At 38.9% G+C, this 19,486-nt stretch carries 12 protein-coding genes; 11 read left to right on the top strand and 1 reads right to left on the bottom strand.

Going from position 1 to position 19,486, the window contains the following annotated elements:
* Window positions 1-33: 33 nt before the first annotated feature.
* Window positions 34-219, top strand: coding sequence for a CsbD family protein (locus AC04QZ_RS19935; protein ID WP_029276197.1), 186 nt, complete (start codon window positions 34-36; stop codon window positions 217-219).
* A gap of 64 nt (window positions 220-283) precedes the next feature.
* The gene (locus tag AC04QZ_RS19930; protein ID WP_478359189.1) at window positions 284-1,336 is read left to right on the top strand and encodes a glycoside hydrolase family 130 protein; all 1,053 of its coding nucleotides are present in this window, start codon (window positions 284-286) and stop codon (window positions 1,334-1,336) included.
* 260 nt (window positions 1,337-1,596) lie between these two features.
* Here AC04QZ_RS19930 and AC04QZ_RS19925 read toward each other — a convergent pair whose 3' ends face one another.
* Window positions 1,597-4,530 (bottom strand): M16 family metallopeptidase, encoded by a 2,934-nt coding sequence (locus AC04QZ_RS19925; protein WP_478359188.1) that lies wholly within the window; start codon window positions 4,528-4,530, stop codon window positions 1,597-1,599.
* A 222-nt stretch (window positions 4,531-4,752) separates the two neighbouring features.
* On the opposite strand from AC04QZ_RS19925, the gene surE reads away from it, so the two are divergent.
* The 9 genes from surE to AC04QZ_RS19880 all read left to right on the top strand — a co-directional run bounded on the left by surE (window position 4,753) and on the right by AC04QZ_RS19880 (window position 19,396).
* Window positions 4,753-5,592 (top strand): 5'/3'-nucleotidase SurE, encoded by an 840-nt coding sequence (gene surE, locus AC04QZ_RS19920; protein ID WP_478359187.1) that lies wholly within the window; start codon window positions 4,753-4,755, stop codon window positions 5,590-5,592.
* A gap of 11 nt (window positions 5,593-5,603) precedes the next feature.
* Window positions 5,604-5,876, top strand: a complete 273-nt coding sequence (locus AC04QZ_RS19915; RefSeq protein WP_478359186.1) for a stationary phase survival protein SurE — start codon at window positions 5,604-5,606, stop codon at window positions 5,874-5,876.
* A gap of 94 nt (window positions 5,877-5,970) precedes the next feature.
* Window positions 5,971-7,086 carry a lipid-A-disaccharide synthase gene (lpxB, locus tag AC04QZ_RS19910; RefSeq protein ID WP_478359185.1) on the top strand — a complete coding sequence of 372 codons (1,116 nt, stop codon included), beginning with the start codon at window positions 5,971-5,973 and terminating at the stop codon, window positions 7,084-7,086.
* A gap of 244 nt (window positions 7,087-7,330) precedes the next feature.
* Window positions 7,331-8,335 carry a LacI family DNA-binding transcriptional regulator gene (locus AC04QZ_RS19905; RefSeq protein ID WP_086547652.1) on the top strand — a complete coding sequence of 335 codons (1,005 nt, stop codon included), beginning with the start codon at window positions 7,331-7,333 and terminating at the stop codon, window positions 8,333-8,335.
* A 338-nt stretch (window positions 8,336-8,673) separates the two neighbouring features.
* Window positions 8,674-11,724, top strand: a complete 3,051-nt coding sequence (locus AC04QZ_RS19900; RefSeq protein ID WP_478359184.1) for a SusC/RagA family TonB-linked outer membrane protein — start codon at window positions 8,674-8,676, stop codon at window positions 11,722-11,724.
* A gap of 10 nt (window positions 11,725-11,734) precedes the next feature.
* Complete coding sequence (locus tag AC04QZ_RS19895; protein ID WP_478359183.1) at window positions 11,735-13,375, top strand: RagB/SusD family nutrient uptake outer membrane protein; 1,641 nt, start codon at window positions 11,735-11,737, stop codon at window positions 13,373-13,375.
* Window positions 13,376-13,629: 254 nt separating this feature from the next.
* Complete coding sequence (locus AC04QZ_RS19890; protein ID WP_478359182.1) at window positions 13,630-16,074, top strand: glutaminase family protein; 2,445 nt, start codon at window positions 13,630-13,632, stop codon at window positions 16,072-16,074.
* 109 nt (window positions 16,075-16,183) lie between these two features.
* Complete coding sequence (locus AC04QZ_RS19885) at window positions 16,184-18,451, top strand: GH92 family glycosyl hydrolase (RefSeq protein ID WP_478359181.1); 2,268 nt, start codon at window positions 16,184-16,186, stop codon at window positions 18,449-18,451.
* Between the two features lie 69 nt (window positions 18,452-18,520).
* Window positions 18,521-19,396 (top strand): ROK family protein, encoded by an 876-nt coding sequence (locus tag AC04QZ_RS19880; protein WP_478359180.1) that lies wholly within the window; start codon window positions 18,521-18,523, stop codon window positions 19,394-19,396.
* The last annotated feature ends 90 nt before the right edge of the window (window positions 19,397-19,486 follow it).

Genomic DNA, 19,486 nt, shown 5'->3' with positions numbered 1-19,486 from the left:
AATTACATTGTTTAAATCAAAAAAAATACGAGCATGGATAAGTTAGAATTAAAAGGAAAGTGGAATGAAATAAAAGGAAAGGTTAAACAAGCTTATGCTGATTTAACTGACGATGATTTAAAACACGAAGAAGGTCAGGACGATGAATTGTTGGGGAAACTGCAACAAAAAACAGGAAAAGGAAGAGATGAGCTTGTGAAATGGATAAACTCCTTATAATATCAATTCAATAGTGGAACAGGCGGTCAAATTTTGGTCGCCTGTTTGCTTTAAAAACATTTTTATGGCCGATATAGCCCAGCGGTTTCCTCAAAATCCAATATTATCTCCAAAAGATCTCGTACCCAGCAGGGAAGGTCTGGAGATTGTATGCCTGCTCAATCCTGGCGTTTTTACATTCGAAGGGAAAATATGGCTGCTGATCCGTGTTGCCGAAAGACCAAAACAAAAGGAGGGTATAATCTCTTTTCCGGTATTGAAAGCAGGTGGTATAGAAATTATAGCTATTGAAGAAAATGATCCGGAACTCAATGCCAGCGACCCAAGGGTAATTAATTACAAAGGTGCTGATTACTTAACCACGCTTTCTCATTTAAGATTGGTTTGTAGCGATGATGGTATTCATTTTTATCAGCCAGCGGATTACCCTTTACTGCAGGGAGAGGGGGAGGATGAAACGTTTGGAATTGAGGATTGCCGTGTATCCTTAATTGGCGATACTTATTATTTAACTTTTACCGCTGTTTCGGAGCATGGAGTAGGTGTGGGGATGCGTAGCACTAAAGATTGGAAAACTTTCCAAAATCACGGCATGATTATCCCACCACATAATAAAGACTGCGCCATATTTGAAGAACGCATTAACGGTAAATTTTATGCTTTACACCGCCCCAGTAGTGTAGCTTTGGGTGGTAATTATATCTGGCTCGCCGAATCTCCCGATGGCGTGCATTGGGGCAAACACAAATGTATTATCAAAACCAGAGCTAACCTATGGGATAGTGCCCGCGTGGGCGCAGGTGCCGCACCTATAAAAACCGCAGCAGGGTGGCTGGAAATATATCACGGTGCTAACGAAAAACATCAGTATTGTTTAGGTGCATTTTTAATGGCGCTCGACGATCCATCTGAAGTACTGGCCAGAACCGAAGAACCGATTATGGTGCCAACAGCCAATTATGAATTACATGGATTCTTTGGTGAAGTGGTATTTACAAACGGGCACATTGTTAATGGAGATGAGTTAACCATTTATTATGGTGCAGCCGATGAATTTGTTTGCGGAGCTAAATTTTCGGTGAAAGGTATTTTGGATGCACTGGTTTTTTACCGCTAAGGCACGAATACACAACTTGTTTTTCTGGATCACACAACCAATGAACTAGTGAACCAATGACTAATGAACTTTTTAGCCACGGAGGCATGGGTTAACAGGGATTTTTTTGAGTCATGCAACCAATGAACTAGTAAACCAATGACTAATGAACTATCGAACTAAACAAAAAAGCGATCCCCGTTTCCGGGAATCGCTGGTCATTTTGATATTGAAGCATCAGGTTTTACCTTAAACCCTCCGCCTTCATACCCTCTACCTTTTTAATATCCAAAAATCTGCTCCAGACTTAATTTAGTTACCGGACCGAATTTTGCTAAATCAGCCATGTTGATTTTCTTTTCGGAAGCCACGATACAGTAACTGTAAGGTTTACCCGAAAGATTGGTCTGGTGGAATGATTTTACATCATTAAAAGTTAATGGTTTTAAGTTCGCATATTCATCAACTCTCGAGTCGTGATCAAAACCTAATTTTTTATCTGCCAAATAGGTATAGATAATTCCATCTTTGGTAATACGGCTGGTTTCCATACCGTTTAATGAATTTGTTTTAGATAGTGCAAATGACTTATCCGACTCAGGTAAAGTGGTTAATAACTCATTCATACCTGCAACTGCTTCGTTCATTTTGTCGGCTTGCGTACCTACATAAGCGATAATGGTATTCTCTTTCTCTTTAGTGTTAGGAGAAGAATATACCGCGAAAGTAGAATAAGCCAGTGCTTTAGATTCGCGAATGGTTTGGAATACCACAGAACCCATGCCGCCTCCAAAATAGTTGTTAAATAAGGCAATTTTTGCAGCATTGGCTGGATCGTAAAGGCCGGCATTTCGTACCCAACGGATTTCGGCCTGTACCATATCGTAATCGGCAAAGTAAACTTTGTTCGAATCGGTTTTGGTGTACACAAACTTCTTAATTGGTGCAGCATCATTAAATTCTTTTGCCAATGGATGTGCTTTTACAATATCAGCAGAGAAGGCTGCTAAAGTTTTAGGACCATAGTAAGTAATGGTGTGTTTGTAATTGGTCAGGTTATGTAAGATGTAGATCAAATCTGCAGATTTCATATTTTTGATCTCATCGTTAGTTAATCCATAATTGAAAGGATTATCTGCGCCATATTGTGCATAACTCATTAAGCCGCCAAGAATTGACGATTTATTCAGTTTTGCGTTATCTCTCGATTTTAACAAACGACCTTTTAAATCTTCCAAGGCTTTTTCGTTTGGTTTGCAGTGAGCCAGTACATCTTCTACCAGGGCTACTGCTTTATCAAAATTTTCTTGTAAACCGCTAATTGAAACGGTAGTTACATCGGTGCCAACATTTATGCTATAGCTACAGGCAATGTTGTAAAATGCTTTACTAATATCCTCAGCCGAATATTTATCGGTACTTAAGAACGCTAAATATTGAGCAGCATAAGGCAATAACTTATAGTTGTAAGAACCCATATCAAAACGGTAACTCATACGGAAAATTCCGTTTTCGGTGTTTTGAACGGCAATTACATCAGCAATACCTGCTTTACCAAAATTAAGGTCTTTGGTATAATCTAAAAATTTAGGTGCTATAGGTTTTACCGGAGCAGCAATAATATTTTTGGTGAATGGAGAAACCTCATTAACATTGGTTTTTACCGCAGTAATGGCTGGTTTTTCTACTTTAATAATGCTCTTGTCTTCGCCTTTATGTTTTAAGATAGAAACATAATTATTGATGAAAAACTTGTTGGCAAAGTCTACAATTTCCTTTTTGGTTACTTTGGCCATTGCATCGGTTGAGGCCAGGGTTTTATCCCATTCGGTACCGCGATTTTGGATAAAGGCGTTCATGGCGAAATCTGCACGAACATCATTATTGTCGAAGCTTTGAAGTTCGGCCAGTTTAATGTTAGAAACCGTGGCTTTAATCAGGCTTTCGTCGAATTCACCCTTTTTAAGCAATTCTACCTGCTCCAATAATAATTTTTGGGCATCTTCTAAACTTTGTCCGGCTTTAGGTGAGCCTGATAAAATGAAAATTCCGTAATCTTTCATCGAGTTATAACCAGCACTGGCCCTCAACATTTTTTGTTGTTTATTGATGTTGATATCCATTAAACCTGCTTTGCCGTTGGCTAAAATGCTGCCGATTAAATCCAGTAATAAACTTTGGTGCGTATTTTGGGCGAAACCCCTGTAAGCAACATATAAGTTTTCAGCACTTGGACCGTAAATGTCAACCGTTTGAACCTGTGTTAATGGTTTTTCTGGTGCCGGATTGTATAGAGAAAATGGTTTTGGAACCATGTAGGCAAAATCTTTGTCGATTTTTTTAATTAAATCATCATAATTAATATCGCCACTCATAATTAAGGCCATATTATTAGGCACATAATATTTGTTGTAATATTTTCTGATTTCGATTAACGACGGATTTTTTAAATGCTCGATCGTACCAATGGTGGTTTGCTGTCCGTAGTTATGCGTTGGAAACAAAGCATACAACATTTTCTCATACATTTTACGGCCATCATTGTCCATACCAATGTTTTTCTCTTCGTAAACTGCTTCTAACTCCGTATGGAAGATGCGGAAAACAGGGGCACGGAAACGTTCTGCCTGTACAGCCAAAAATTTATCAATGGCATTTGATGGCAGGTCTTCTTCATAAACCGTTTCTTCTACCGAAGTGTGGGCGTTGGTAGAATTACTTCCGATCGATTTCATCATTTTATCGTACTCATTTGCGATAGAATAATTAGAAGCTTCGCCCGAAGTTTTATCAATTTCCTTATAAATCTCTTTACGTTTAGCCGGATCGGTAGTTTTGTTGTAGGTTTCGTAAAGGGCTTCAATCTTATCTAAAAGTGGTTTTTCTTTGGCATAATTCAGTGTTCCGAATTTATCCGTTCCTTTAAACAAAAGGTGCTCTAAGTAATGTGCCAAACCGGTATTGGTACGCGGATCGGTATTACTGCCCGCTCTTACCGCCATTTTGTAGGTAATATTAGGCTCTTTGTTATTTTGAGATAAAATTACTGTCAAACCGTTTTTTAAAGTATAAAAACGTGTTTTGGTCGGATCGTTGGTTACATACTTGTAGGCAAAGCCACCAGATGTTCCTGTTTTCCATTGGTAGGTTGTTTGCGCCTTCGCTAAAGAACCCGTAATTAGAAAACAAGCCAAAGTAAATAGTTTGAATTTCATTGAATTGGTTTTGGTTTATGATTATGAATGCGTACCTGTTGGTTTAAGTGTGATCTCAAATACAGCCTTCATTTTTAATAAGTTATTTATTCAAATATATATGCTTTCTCGCAGGGAATGAAATAATTTTGATTTCAAAACTAAAAATCTAGGAATAAATGATTTTTGCATATAAACCATGCTTTATTGTGCCTTGAATTTATAATCTGTATTTTTACCGGCATGACAAAGCAGGGCACAAAACCAAATATTTTAGTTGTAAATGATGATGGCATTACAGCTACGGGCATCAAAAATTTAATGGAGGTAATGCAGGAACTGGGCAATGTGGTGGTGGTTGCACCAGATAGCCCGCAAAGCGGAATGGGACATGCCATTACCATAGGTAAACCAATCCGTTTTGATAAGGTTGATCTTTATGCAGGTGTAGAAATGTATAAATGCAGCGGAACCCCGGTTGATTGCGTTAAAATTGCTGTAAATAAAATTTTTAAAGGTAAAAAACCTGATTTGTGCGTGTCGGGTATTAACCACGGACTAAATAACTCGATTAATGTACTCTATTCAGGTACCATGTCGGCCGCAGTAGAAGGCGCCATAGAAAAAATTCCATCTATTGGTTTCTCTTTAGACGATTTTGCAGCCGATGCCGATTTTAGTCATACCAAAAAATATATTAAAAACATCTGTGAGCAGGTTTTAGCCAATGGTTTACCAGAGGGAACCCTTTTAAATGTGAATTTCCCGAAGGGCGATCAGCTGAAAGGTGTTAAGGTTTGCCGTCAGGCTAATGCCAAGTGGATGGAAGAATTTGATGAAAGAACGGATCCTTACAAACGTCCTTACTATTGGTTAACGGGTGTTTTCGAAAATTTCGATAAAGGAGAAGATACCGATGTTTGGGCTTTGGAACACCATTATGTTTCTATCGTTCCGGTTCAGTTTGATCTAACCGCGCATCACGCTATACAAACCTTAAACAGCTGGGATTTTATAGGGAACAAGGATTCGAAGCCTGCTGGTGCTAAAGTTTCAGCGCCTGATGGCATTAATTTAGGTTAAGCAATACCCTTATGATTGATCAGTTAAAAAGATTAAATAATTCGGTATGGATGGGTTTGGGCATTGGTTTACTTGTGCCGACAATATTTTGTTCTATGGCCTGGTATATCATTCACCATGTGGCTTCGCTTGCTAAAGCAGATCTGTTATACATTGGTGGTATTGCTATAAATGCTTATACCATGCAATACTTTTTTAAATACAATAAAGAAAATATCGGCAGAGGTATATTGGCTGCAACGTTTTTGTGCGCTTTTGTATTTTTTGCCTATAAAGTTTTTTAAAGATGGAAAATGGAACATGTAATAAGGATGACGGGGATTTTACCTGCATCTGCCATTGTCCATCTTCCATTTTACCTCATACATCATCCACAACATGAAATACTACCTCGTAGCCGGAGAAGCCTCAGGCGATTTACATGGCGCCAACTTAATGAAAGCCTTAAAAGCGGAGGATGGCGAAGCTGTGTTCAGGTATTTCGGGGGCGATAAAATGGAAGCCGAAGGTGGAATGCTGGTTAAACACTATGCCGATATGGCTTTTATGGGTTTTACCGAGGTGATCTTAAATTTACGAACCATTTTCAGAAATCTTAAGGCCTGTAAGGATGATATTTTAAAATGGAAGCCTGATGTGCTGATCCTGATTGATTTTCCGGGTTTTAATTTAAAAATTGCGGAGTTTGCAAAAGCAAACGGTATAAAAGTATGTTATTATATTTCGCCTAAAGTTTGGGCCTGGAACCAGAAACGGGTACTGAAGATTAAAAAGGTGGTCGATCATATGTTCTGTATATTGCCTTTTGAAGTAGATTTCTACCAAGAGTGGGGCATGAAGGTGGATTATGTTGGCAATCCGTTATTAGACGAAATCGCGCAGTTTACACCTGATCCGGATTTTCGTGAAAACCATCAGTTGGGAGATGGAAAAATTATTGCCTTATTACCCGGCAGTCGCAAACAGGAAATAGAGCGTTTATTGCCGGTGATGTTAAGCATTACGGAAAGTTATCCCGATTTTGTATTTGCCATTGCTGCTGCACCAACCTTTACCGAAAGTTACTATCATCAGTTTACAGGAGACAAAAAAGTTCACCTGCTTTTTAACAATACCTATAATTTATTGCACCATGCCCATGCTGCAATTGTAGCTTCCGGAACAGCTACCTTAGAAACCGCTTTGTTTAAAGTTCCGCAGGTGGTGGTTTATAAGGGCGGGACCATTTCAATTGCCATTGCCAGAATGTTAGTAAAAATTAAATTCATTTCGCTCGTTAACCTGATTGTAAACAAGAAAATTGTAACCGAACTTATCCAGGAAGATTGTAACACCCAAAAAGTAAACGGAGAACTTAAAATGATCCTGGAAGGGGCTGGCCGGAACGAGATGTTAAAACATTACGACGAGCTGCTTTTACTGATGGGGAAACCAGGTGCTTCGGCAAAAACGGCCAGGTTAATTACGACGTATTTACACTCAATAATTCGTTAGGGTAAAGTGGTTTAATGAAGAACTTACTGTTACATGCAGGATATTAATTTTGATACAAAAAGGCGCCTTACCGGCGTCTTTTGTTGTTTTAAGCTTTCCTGTTTACATTGTGACATCCTTTAACAGGCGTTTCTAAAACGATTAACATAAAAAATGTTAAATTGCGTCTTTATAACGGACAAAAATTTAAAAGCTGCAATTTTTATTTAGCTTTGAATCGATTAACTTAAAAGAATCCAACCAAATGAAATCGCTTTCTATCAAAGATATAGCCGTAAAAGCAAATGTATCCATTACCACAGTTTCGTTCATTATTAACGGTAAAGCAAAAGAGAAATCGATAAGCGAAGCAGTAATAGAGAAGGTGGAGAAAATTATCGAAGAAAGCGGTTATAAGCCTAATCAGATTGCCAGAAGTTTAAGAACCGGTAACTCCAATATCATCGGTTTAATTATCGAAGATATTTCCAATTCATTCTTTTCCAGGATTGCCAGGTTAATCGAAGATAAAGCCTATAAAAAAGGCTATAAAATTATTTATTCCAGTACAGAGAATAGCATCGACAAGGCGAAAGAGCTGATCAACATGTTCAAATCGCGAAAAGTTGATGCCTATATCATCTCTCCAATCAAGGGAATAGAAGAAGATATACAAATGCTGCTGGACGATGGAAATCCGGTAATACTCTTCGACAGGAATTTGCAGGATATTAATACCAGTTATGTTGGAGCAGATCATTTTAATGCCTCATATCAATCCATCCAGAGTTTTATCGATCAGGGTAAAAAGAACATCGCCCTGGTTACCACTGATATCAATGTGCAACAAATTATAGAGCGATACGATGGTTATAAAAAAGCCTTGGAAGATAATGGAATCAAATATGACGACAAGCTGGTTTTAAAGATCCATTTTAATCAGGAAGAAAGCGAAACCATTGCGCAGATTCAAGAGTTACTTCAGCAAAAACAAATAGATGCCGTGCTTTTTGCGACCAATTATCTGGCCATTAGCGGCTTAAAGGCGCTTAAACAAATCAATAAAAAAGTAGGGGATGATTTCGGAGTGATTGCATATGATGATCATGAAGCATTCGAACTGCATACCCCACGTATTTCGGCTATCCAGCAACCCCTGGAGGAAATAGCCGAAACCATCATCAAACTCATTTTAAGCCGGCTTTCTTCAAAAGGTAAACTGCCTGCAGAAGAGGTCATTATCCCCGCTCGCTTAGTCATTAGAGACTAAAAAAAATTGACCTTCGTTCAATTGTAATATTTTTTTTACTTACTAAAACGTTTTATTATAATTTAAAATACCTATAATTGATTTGCTAAAACGTTTTAGCATAACCAAGTCGTTTTTATGAGAATTACAGCATCCCCTTCTGAAATTTAACAGCTCCATAAGACTGCAGAGATAGACTTGATGCTTGAAGTTCGTTTCTGCTATTGCCAATCAAAATTTTAAATCAATAAAGCACTCGAAAATGTCAGGCAAGTAATCCAGTCTGGTCATTTCCATCACAGATAAAATATTACCAGGAAATCAAATAACTAATCATTTATAATTTAACAAAACCGTTAATGAAAATTAATTTACTTAAAATTACGGGGCTGTCTGCTGCAATTGTGTTGCTAAATAGCCCGGCGTTTTCAATGAATTCGGAGTGGGAAGGCACACGGAGGTTCTTGAATATGAACATGCTCAATGGGCGGGTTCAGGCGCAAAAAAATGTTACCGGAACAGTGGTCGACGATAGTGGCCTGCCAGTTCCGGGTGCAGGTATTAAAAATCAAAGCACCGGTAAAACCACCGTTACCGATGCTAACGGAAAATTTGCTATCGAGGCCAGCGAAGGGCAGGTGCTCCGTTTTACCTACATTGGTTACGATACACAAGATATAACTGTTGGCCAATCTGCAGTTGTTAATGTTAAATTTGCAGTTTCAAAAAATACGAATTTAAAGGAAGTAACGGTTGTTGCTGTTGGTTATGGTACACAGGGTATCAAAGAAACCACTTCAGCTGTAGGCCATGCCGGTGTTGAAGACTTCAGGCAAAGTGGCTCCAGAAATCCGCTGGATCTGATCCAGGGTAAAATTGCTGGTTTAAACTTAACCAGACCAGGCGGTAGTAACCCTAATAGTGGTGTTTCTGTGCAGCTGAGGGGATCTGTAACCGTAACCGGTAGCCGTAGTCCTTTATTTGTAATTGATGGAATACCTGGTGGTAACCCTGATTTATTGCAACAGGACGATATTGCTTCGATCGATGTGTTGAAAGATGGTTCGGGAGCGGCAATATATGGTACCAGTGCCAATGCGGGTGTAATTTTAATTACGACCAAAAAAGGTAAAGCAGGACCAGGCGTGTTCGAATATTCTAGCTATTTGAGAAAGGAATATCTGCAAAACCGTCCGGATTATTTAACTGCTGATGAGTATCGTGATAAAATTGCATCAGGACAGATTAAACAACAGAACTTTGGTAATTCAACCGACTTTTATAACGATTTAATCAATCACGATAATCTTTCGCAGAATCACAACCTTTCTTTCAGTGGTGGAACTGATAAAACAAACTACAGAGCGAGTTTAAACTATCGCGATTTAGAAGGTATTTCTAAAGAAAATGGTAGAGAGGAATATACCTTAAGGTTAAATGTAAACCAAAAAGGATTGGATGACCGCTTGAACATTCAAATGAACTTAGTTACCAATTTTAACAGAGCCAATTTATTGGGTGGCGGCGGCTGGGAAAGTGAATCGGCAAAAAATCCTACACTTTCTAATTTTAACTCCGATGGTTCATACCGTTTTGATTTAACAAGTACCAACGAGTATGCGCGTTTATTTCAGGAAACCTATTACAGAAAGCAGCAAACAACATCAGGTGATGTAAAGGCTGATTTAGATATTATTAAAGGGTTAAAGGCTTCAATTTTTGGTTCGGTAGTGCGAAATTCATACCTGGATGGTCAGTACCGTCTAAAAGCAAGTGAAAACTCTGTCGAAAATACCGATTTCCCTGGCGGTGGTTATGCTTACAAAGGAGATTTTCTTTCACAGGCATACGCCCTTGAACCTACCTTAAATTATAATAATACATTTGCTCAAAAACATAATATTACGGCATTGGCAGGTTATAGCTACCGTTATTATATGGAAGAGAACTCAAACCTGTCTAACCGTGGGTTCATTAACGATCTTTTCCATGAGGATAATATATCACAGGGAGCAGCATTGGGCGTTGGTAAAGCTACAATGGCCAGCGGTAAAAACGATAATACTTTAATTGCATTCTTCGGAAGGGTAAACTATGCTTTCGATAACAAATACCTGGTTCAGTTTATCTTAAGAAGAGAAGGTTCATCAAGGTTCGGTGCGAATAACAAATGGGGTAACTTCCCTGCGGTTTCTGCCGGATGGAATATTACTGAAGAGGGTTTCATGAAAAATGTTCCTTTTGTTAACTACCTGAAATTGAGGGCTGGTTACGGGGTTACCGGTAATGCACCTACTGTAAATAACGTATCACGCGTTACGCTTGGCGGTGGTGGTAAATACCTGTATCCTGATGGTAACTATTACGAAACTTACGGACCAGATAGAAACCCAAATCCAAATTTAAGATGGGAACGTAAACAAGAGGCAAACATCGGTTTAGATTTTACCTTGCTTAACAGCCGTTTAACAGGTTCGATTGATGTATTTAAAAGAACAACAAAAGATCTTTTGGATAGCTATACAACACCTCAGCCGCCATACGTTCGCGATAATCTGCAAACCAATGTTGGTCAGATCTCGTCTAAAGGTATAGAGTTGGGCTTAAGTTACATGGTAATTAAAAACGATAACTTTAGCTGGAACATGGATGCTACGGCCAGTACCTTAAGCAACAAGCTGGATAGCTACTCGAATGATGTATTTAAAGTTAAATTTATCACCCGGGGTGGAATTGGCGGTGCAGGAGATTTAGGTGATGCCTTTACTATATTTGAAGGTGGTAAAATCGGCGAATTCTTTGGTAAAAGGTTTGCTGGTTTCACACCAGAGGGTAAATGGTTATTCTATAACAGAAACGGCGAAAAGGTTTTAAACGGCCAGATCAATACCTCACGTAACGATTTAAATGCAACAGATTTAGCCGTTATCGGTAACGCCATTCCTAAATACTACGCTTCGTGGACAAACAGTTTTACCTATAAGAATTTCGACCTTCGTATATTTTTAAGGGGTAAATTTGGTTTCGATGTATTAAACACAACGGCATTAACTTACGCCAACAAAACCTGGTCTGGTAATTTATTGAGAAGCACTTTTGATAAATATAAAGACATCAATGATACCTATATGTATTCTGATTACTATTTAGAAAGCGGAAGCTTTGTAAAACTTGATGAGGTTACTTTAGGCTACAATTTTAAATTTAAGAATAAGTACATCCGCAAGCTGCGCCTTTATGCAACCGGTCAAAATCTTGGAACCATTACGGGTTACACCGGAAACGACCCTGATTTTGTACAGGATAATGGTATCGGAAACGAAATTGATGGTAAGAGTTTAGGTATTGATACCAGAGGTCCATACCCAAGTACCAGATCATTTGTTGTCGGATTAAATGTTGGATTCTAAGAACTTAAAAATGAAAAATAAATCAATCATATATGGCGTACTTGCCGGTGTATTAAGTATTACAAGTGCTTGTACCAAGCTTGATGAAAACGCATACGATCAGTTATTAACTGATAATTTTTATAACAATAAAACAGAGGTATTATCGGCTGTATTAAGACCATATACGCATGCTAATGCGTGGGTTACCCCATCTGGTCAGGATGGTTGGTGGCGCCTTGCCGAATTATCTGGTGATCAGCTGGCCTGGCCGACTAAAGGTCGCCATGGTGAAGATGGAGGTAAATGGAAAAGATTACATTACCACACCTGGACCGTTGATGAGGGTGGAATTAACCAGGCATGGGTATTAATGAACTGGGGTATGGGATTATGTAATGACCCGATTGAGAATATCGAAAAAAGAGATATCGGGCAGATGGGCATTACCCAGGTTGAAAAAGACGCTTATATTGCTGAATTAAAACTGCTAAGGGCTTTCCATTATCTTAAATTAATGGATTTATTTGGAAATATCCCTGTAGTAACTAAGGTTGGAACTCCTGAAAGACCTGAAACCATGCCGAGAAAAGAAGTATTCAACTTTATCGAGTCGGAGATTAAAACCAATATCGATAAAGCACCGAAGCTTTCGCGTGCAATGGTGGGTAGGATAAGCCAGGCTGCGGGTTATGCCATGTTGGTAGAACTTTATTTAAATGCAGAGGTATGGACGGGGACTCCACGTTGGGATGATTGTATTGCAGCAGCAAATAAACTAATCTCGGGCGAAGCAGGAGCACAGAACGGTGTTATGGCGCTTGATCCTAACATTACCGATCAGTTTAAAACCACAAACGATTTGTCTAAAGAGGTTATTTTCTCTATTGCCTATAATTATTCAATAGCCAATTTCCAACCATCCTGGCCGGGAGAATTCTATCACTTCAAACAACAGCAGATTTATGGTGGTGGCAGAAACGGTAACGACGGAATTGTATTAATTCCAGGTGTTTTTACCACTTATGAAGACGCTGACTTGAGAAAAAGAGGATGGCTTTTAGAAGGTCCTATGTTCCAGTTTGTTGCCCCAACCCAACCGGTACTGGCATCTGAAGAATATAATGGATCGCAATTGGTATTTGTTGATAATATCAGGAAAAACAAAACGGGTTCTACGGTAACCAACATGAGCGAAGGCGAAGAAAATTCTGGTGTGCGTTTTAACAAATATAAGTTAGGTAACCAGTTCCCTGGCCCGGGTGGAGTTCCGCCTGTTGATGTGAACTACAACAATGGCGACTGGAATATTTATCGTTTAACCATGATTTATTTTGCTAAAGCAGAAGCAATTATGCGTAAAAATGGAGGCGTAGCTACAGCAGAGGCTGTTCAATTAATCAACGATTGTAAAAAACGTGCCTTTAGTGATGCAGATTTTGCTACCCGTGCCTACACGACAACAAGTTTAACTTTAGATGAACTTTTGGCTGAAAGAGGAAGAGAGTTTATCTTCGAAGGTATGAGAAGAGACGATTTAATCCGTTTTGGTAAATTTGCAACAGCTAGCTGGTGGGATCATACTCCATCAACTGGAACCAAGGCGCTTTATCCAATTCCTTTAAGACAATTAACACTTAATACCAACCTAAAACAAAATCCAGGTTATTAATAAAAGTAAAAAGGTGCTCAATTTTGAGCACCTTTTTTGTAACCTATATGTTACGATTTGGAGAGATGAAAAATGTATATTTTTTTACTAATATTGATACTAGTAAAACGTTTTACTTTGTTCAGCCTTTTACAAACAAAAATCCAATTTAAACCAGCATTATCTTTCGCAGCTTATTCAGCCCTGGCATAAGGTATTTGGCAGATAAATTGGTAAAACGTTTTATCAACTACAATGAAACCAAATATTAATTTATGAGAAAACTTTCCTTAGCAGCACTTTGTCTTTTTTTTAATTTAATTGTAAAAGCTCAAGATAAAGCACCCGCTTATCCATTAATTACACATGATGCTTATTTCAGTATTTGGTCTTTTGGCGATGGGCTTAACCAATCGGTAACTAAACATTGGACAGGCAAAGAGCAATCGTTACTGGGTGTTATTAAAGTAGATGGGAAGTTTTACCGGTTTTTAGGCGAAGAAAGCAAAACCTTTACAGAAATACTTCCAGCTGCTGATGTTTTAAAATATCAGGCCAGTTACAGTTTCGATAAACCTGAAGCAGGTTGGGAAAATAATAGTTACAACGATAACGCTTGGAAAAAAGCCGATGCCCCTTTTGGAGATGATCATTCTGCCAAAACTAAATGGAATAGCGATGACCTGTATTTCAGAAGAACCTTCGATATCACCCATGTATCGGCCACAAAAAAATACCTTAAACTCAATCACGATGACAATGTAATTGTTTATTTAAATGGTAAAGTCATTTACAAAAAAAATGGATGGGTTTCTGATTATATATACTTACCCATTGAAGATGGTATCTTAAAAACAGGGAAAAATGTATTGGCCATCCATTGCAAAAATACCGCTGGCGGGAGGCATTTAGATGCCGGGATTGTAGAAGAAGATATAGATCATGTTAAAATTCCGCCCGCAACCCAAACCAATGTGTCCATCGAAGCTACTACAACCAAATATACTTTTAGCTGTGGCAGTGTAGAACTTCAGGTAAGTTTTACCTCTCCGCTATTACTCAACGATATTAAATTAACCGCAAGGCCAATCAGTTATATCAATTATACCGTAAAATCTACTGATACCAGAACGCACAGTGTAGATCTTTTCTTTGGAGCATCATCAAACCTGGCCGTAAATACACCAAACCAAAGTGTATCGGCCTGGAAGAGTACGAAAAACAACCTCTCTATCTTAAAAACAGGAACGGTAGAGCAGCCGGTGTTAAAGAAAAGGGGAGATGATCTGCGTATCGATTGGGGTTATTTATACGTGGCCGTTCCTGCCAGGTTTAATGCGACTCAATTTATAGCTACGCAGAACGAAAGCTTAAAAGGTTTTATCGGTTCCAAATATCCAACATCAACACAGGTTTTAAATTCGAAAAACCTAAACCTAAGCAGTATCATTCCTTTTGGTTCGGTTTCTTCAAGCCCGGTAGATAAATATATGATGGTGGGTTACGATGACCTAAAATCGGTTGAATATTTTGGCGAAAAGCTGCAACCCGTTTGGAGGCTTTCGGGTAGCCAGCAGTTTGAAGATCAACTGGCAGAGGCCAATGCCCAATATCCTTCGTTAAAAACCAGCTGTGCCACTTTTGATGCTAAACTATATGCCGACGCAGAAAAAGCAGGAGGAAAAGAATATGCTGATATGTGTAAACTGGCTTATAGACAAGCTATCGCGGCGCACAAAATCGTATATGCCCCAAATGGTGATATCCTGTTCTTATCGAAAGAAAATTTTAGCAATGGCTCAATCAATACAGTGGATGTAACTTATCCTTCAGCACCACAATTTTTAGTTTACAATCCCGAATTGTTAAAAGGCATGTTAAATGGTATTTTCTACTATTCAGAAAGTGGAAAATGGAAGAAACCTTTCGCTGCACACGATTTAGGTACTTATCCTTTAGCAAACGGCCAAACCTATGGCGAAGACATGCCTGTAGAAGAGGCTGGCAATATGATCATCTTAACCGCGGCCATTGCCAGGGCAGAAGGAAATGCAAAATATGCCGCGAAACATTGGGAAGTAATGTCGGTATGGGCAAACTACCTGCTAAGAGAAGGTTTCGATCCGGCCAATCAATTGTGTACCGACGATTTTGCCGGACATTTAGCCAGAAATTCGAATTTATCGGTCAAAGCCATCGTAGCTTTAGGTGCATATGCGCAAATGGCGCAATCGTTAGGCAAGGCCGATGTGGCTACAAAATACCGAACCGCTGCTTTACAAATGGCCCAAAACTGGATGAAACTTGCTGATGATGGCGATCATTATGCCTTAACTTTTAACAACAAGAATACCTGGAGCCAGAAATATAATTTGGTTTGGGATAAACTTTTAAAACTCGATCTGTTCCCGAAAGCGCTTTATAAAAAGGAGATTAACTTTTATTTAACCAAACAAAAAGATTTCGGATTACCATTGGATAGCCGCAGAACTTATACCAAGTCTGACTGGATTATGTGGACTGCTACTTTGGCCGATAATGATGCAGATTTTCAAAAATTTATAACTCCGATTTATCGTTTTGCGACTGAAACAGAAAGTAAAGTGCCACTGAGCGACTGGCATGAAACCACCAATGGGAAAATGACTGGCTTTCAGGCGAGAAGTGTTGTTGGCGGTTATTTCATCAAAATGTTAGCCGATAAATGGAATATTAAATAATCATATAAATCAGCATTTGCAGGCCTGTAACTGCGCCAACAAATGCCGTTTTTTTAAAATATACAGTCTGGTTTTGGTTATATCAGCTGGAAAGAATAAACACAAACAAATGAAACTTAAATTAATCGCATCCGTTTTATGCTGCCTGGTTACCCAAAACTTACGGGCGCAGCAGAAAGATTGGGTTCACTACGTTAACACCCTTCAGGGTACAAATTCTAAGCACGAACTCACCCGAGGGAATACTTACCCAACAACTGCGCTGCCATTTGGCATGCACACCTGGACACCCCAAACGGGTAGAAATGGTGATGGCTGGAAATATCAATACTTTAAAGACAAAATCAGGGGCTTTCAGCAAGCGCACCAATGCAGTTCGTGGACGAGAGATTATGCGGTATTTTCTTTAATGCCGATGGTTGACGAACTGATTGTAAATGAAGATAAACGCGAGGCTAAATTTAGCCATCAGGATGAGATTGCTAAACCAAACTATTATAAAGTAACATTCGAAAATGATATCACCACCGAGATTTCACCATCAGAACGTGGCGCGCACCTCAGGTTCAGTTATCCAAAAGGCAAAAGGAGCTTTTTAATTTTAGACGGATACAACAGGTTAAGTGGTGTACAGATCTATCCTAAAGAAAATAAAATCACTGGCTGGGTAAATAACGGTGAAGGTTTTAAAAGAGGTTGGAAAAGTTATTTTGTAATCCGGTTCGATCAACCCATTAAATCTTACGGCACCTGGGAAAACAAAGGTAATACCATTACAAAAGATTCCATTTCAGCTGAAGGATTGGGTAAAGGTGCATTTGTACAGTTCGAATCTGGTGCAAAAGTGCAGGTGAAAACCGCTTCATCTTATATCAGTTTACAACAGGCCGAACTGAATTTAAAAAGAGAACTCGGCAATGATCAGACTTTAGAAGATACTAAAGCCAATGCCGCTGCGGTATGGAATAAATCGCTTGGTAAGATAGAAGTAGAAGGCGGATCGAAAGCCGATATGGAAACTTTTTATTCTTGCTTTTTTAGGGCAAGCCTGTTCTCCAGAAAGTTTTATGAAATAAATGAAGCCGGAAAACCTTATTATTTTAGTCCATATGATGGTAAAGTTCATGATGGATATATGTTTACCGATACAGGTTTCTGGGATACTTTCCGGGCGCAATTTCCACTAAACACACTGGTGCAGCCAGAAATGCACGGTCGTTATATGCAAGCCATGCTCGATGCTTATGAGCAATGTGGCTGGTTGCCGTCCTGGTCTTTCCCGAGCGAAGCAGGAAGCATGATTGGTAACCATGCCATTTCGTTGCTAACTGATGCCTGGGCAAAAGGAATCAGAACATTCGATCCGAAAAAGGCACTGGACGCTTATTATCATGAAGCGATGAACAAAGGACCCTGGGGGCCGGCAAATGGTAGGGATGGCGTAACCGAGTACAATCAATTGGGTTATGTTCCCTATCCAAAATACAGGGAAGCTACTGCTAAAACATTAGAATATGCTTATGATGATTTTTGCGCTTACTATTTGGCTAAAATGATCGGCGATAAACATTATATGGAGGTTTTTGAGAAACCGATGTTCAATTATAAAAATGTTTACGATGCTTCTACACGTTTTATGAGAGGGAGGAATGCCGCAGGAAAATGGTCGCCAAATTTCGACCCAACCGAGTGGGGTGGCCCCTTTACCGAAGGAAATGCATGGCACTGGCAATGGTCGGTTTTTCAAGATACCAGGGGTTTAATTAATTTGATGGGAGGGAACAACAATTTCATCGCCAAGCTCGATTCTGTTTTCAGCGAACCCAATAAAGTAAATGTAGGTTCGTATGGTGGCATGATTCACGAAATGACCGAAATGGTGATGGCCAACATGGGGCAATATGCACATGGAAATCAACCCATACAACATATGGTTTATTTATATAATTATGCCAACCAACCCTGGAAAGCACAGTTTTATGCCCGTGAGGTGATGCATAAACTGTACGATGCGACAGAAAATGGTTATCCGGGAGATGAAGACCAGGGACAAACCTCTTCGTGGTATGTGTTAAGTGCATTAGGGTTTTATAGCGTAACACCAGGAACAGGGGAGTACGTTTTAGGAAGCCCCATGTTTAAAAAAACGACCATTAATTTAGAAAATGGCAAAAAATTCGTCATTGAGGCGCCTGCCAATAATGTTGCCAATGTTTATATCAAATCGGCAAGCTTAAATGGTAAAAATTATACCAAAAATTTTATAAACCATAGCGATTTATTAAAAGGTGGGGTGTTAAAATTAGAGATGAATGTTAAACCTTCGTTAAATAGAGGGTTATTAGAAGAAGATAAGCCATTTTCAATCAGTAAATAAAGATTGAATTGCTACTTTTGGCGAATTAATTCAGATTAATAAAGAATAGATAACAGAAATATATATAGAATGGAAAAGCCTGTTGCATTAGGTGTAGATATTGGCGGCTCGCATATTACGGCCGCATTGGTGGATTTAGAAACAAGAACTTTGGTGAAAGATTCTATCAAACGTAGCCCTGTGAATTCGCAGGAGAGTAAGGAAGTGATTTTATCGGCATGGTGCGATATCATCAATAAGGCTTTTAAAAATATTAAAAATGGTGCCCGGAACGTTGGGATTGCTATGCCAGGTCCTTTTAATTATAGCGAAGGTATTTCATTAATTAAAGATCAAGAAAAGTTTAAATCACTTTACCAGATCAATGTAAAAGAAGAATTGTCTGAAAGATTGGATATCCCGGCAGAAAATATTCACTTTATAAACGATGCTGCAGGTTTTTTACAAGGTGAGGTTTTTGCCGGCGCTGCCAAAGGAAATGCCAGTGTATTGGGGCTCACGCTTGGTACCGGGCTGGGTTCATCGCTTTGCCTCAATTATAAAGCCTTTGATGCTGACCTCTGGAACTCAGAATTTTTAGACGGAATTGCAGAAGATTACTTATCTACGCGCTGGTTCGTAAAACGTTTTGACCAACTTAGCGGAAAAGTAGTTGCAGGCGTTAAAGAGCTGGTAGAAATTGTAGATACCGATCATCATGCAACCATGGTTTTTATGGAATTCGGTTATAACCTGGCGCAGTTTTTAATCCCAGTTATTAAGCAGCATAAAATTGATACGGTGATCGTTGGCGGTAATATTGCGCAATCGTTTAGTGCTTTTGCACCTGAATTAATTGCAACACTTAAAGGTAATGGGGTTGAAACAGAAATTAAAATCTCAGAACTGAAAGAACATGCTGCATTAATTGGTGCGGCTAGCTGTTGTGATTTAAGTTTGACCTAAAATTAGGCTTTAACAGCCCTAATCTCATTGTTTGGAATGGATTATTTAAGAAAAAACTGCAGAACTGTAATTTAATCAATTAATTCTGCA

The sequence above is a fragment of the Pedobacter folensis genome, assembly GCF_056490665.1.
Note: the sequence above shows the minus strand (reverse complement) of the source record. Positions and strands in the feature narration are given on the sequence as shown.

Excerpts from the sequence above, each read along its gene's own strand:
- AC04QZ_RS19930 (WP_478359189.1), top strand. The coding sequence starts at position 284 with ATGGCCGATATAGCCCAGCGGTTTCCTCAAAATCCAATATTATCTCCA.
- AC04QZ_RS19915 (WP_478359186.1), top strand. The coding sequence starts at position 5,604 with ATGATTGATCAGTTAAAAAGATTAAATAATTCGGTATGGATGGGTTTG.
- AC04QZ_RS19925 (WP_478359188.1), bottom strand. The coding sequence starts at position 4,530 with ATGAAATTCAAACTATTTACTTTGGCTTGTTTTCTAATTACGGGTTCT.
- AC04QZ_RS19935 (WP_029276197.1), top strand. The coding sequence starts at position 34 with ATGGATAAGTTAGAATTAAAAGGAAAGTGGAATGAAATAAAAGGAAAG.
- AC04QZ_RS19905 (WP_086547652.1), top strand. The coding sequence starts at position 7,331 with ATGAAATCGCTTTCTATCAAAGATATAGCCGTAAAAGCAAATGTATCC.
- AC04QZ_RS19880 (WP_478359180.1), top strand. The coding sequence starts at position 18,521 with ATGGAAAAGCCTGTTGCATTAGGTGTAGATATTGGCGGCTCGCATATT.
- lpxB (WP_478359185.1), top strand. The coding sequence starts at position 5,971 with ATGAAATACTACCTCGTAGCCGGAGAAGCCTCAGGCGATTTACATGGC.
- AC04QZ_RS19900 (WP_478359184.1), top strand. The coding sequence starts at position 8,674 with ATGAAAATTAATTTACTTAAAATTACGGGGCTGTCTGCTGCAATTGTG.
- surE (WP_478359187.1), top strand. The coding sequence starts at position 4,753 with ATGACAAAGCAGGGCACAAAACCAAATATTTTAGTTGTAAATGATGAT.
- AC04QZ_RS19895 (WP_478359183.1), top strand. The coding sequence starts at position 11,735 with ATGAAAAATAAATCAATCATATATGGCGTACTTGCCGGTGTATTAAGT.
- AC04QZ_RS19890 (WP_478359182.1), top strand. The coding sequence starts at position 13,630 with ATGAGAAAACTTTCCTTAGCAGCACTTTGTCTTTTTTTTAATTTAATT.
- AC04QZ_RS19885 (WP_478359181.1), top strand. The coding sequence starts at position 16,184 with ATGAAACTTAAATTAATCGCATCCGTTTTATGCTGCCTGGTTACCCAA.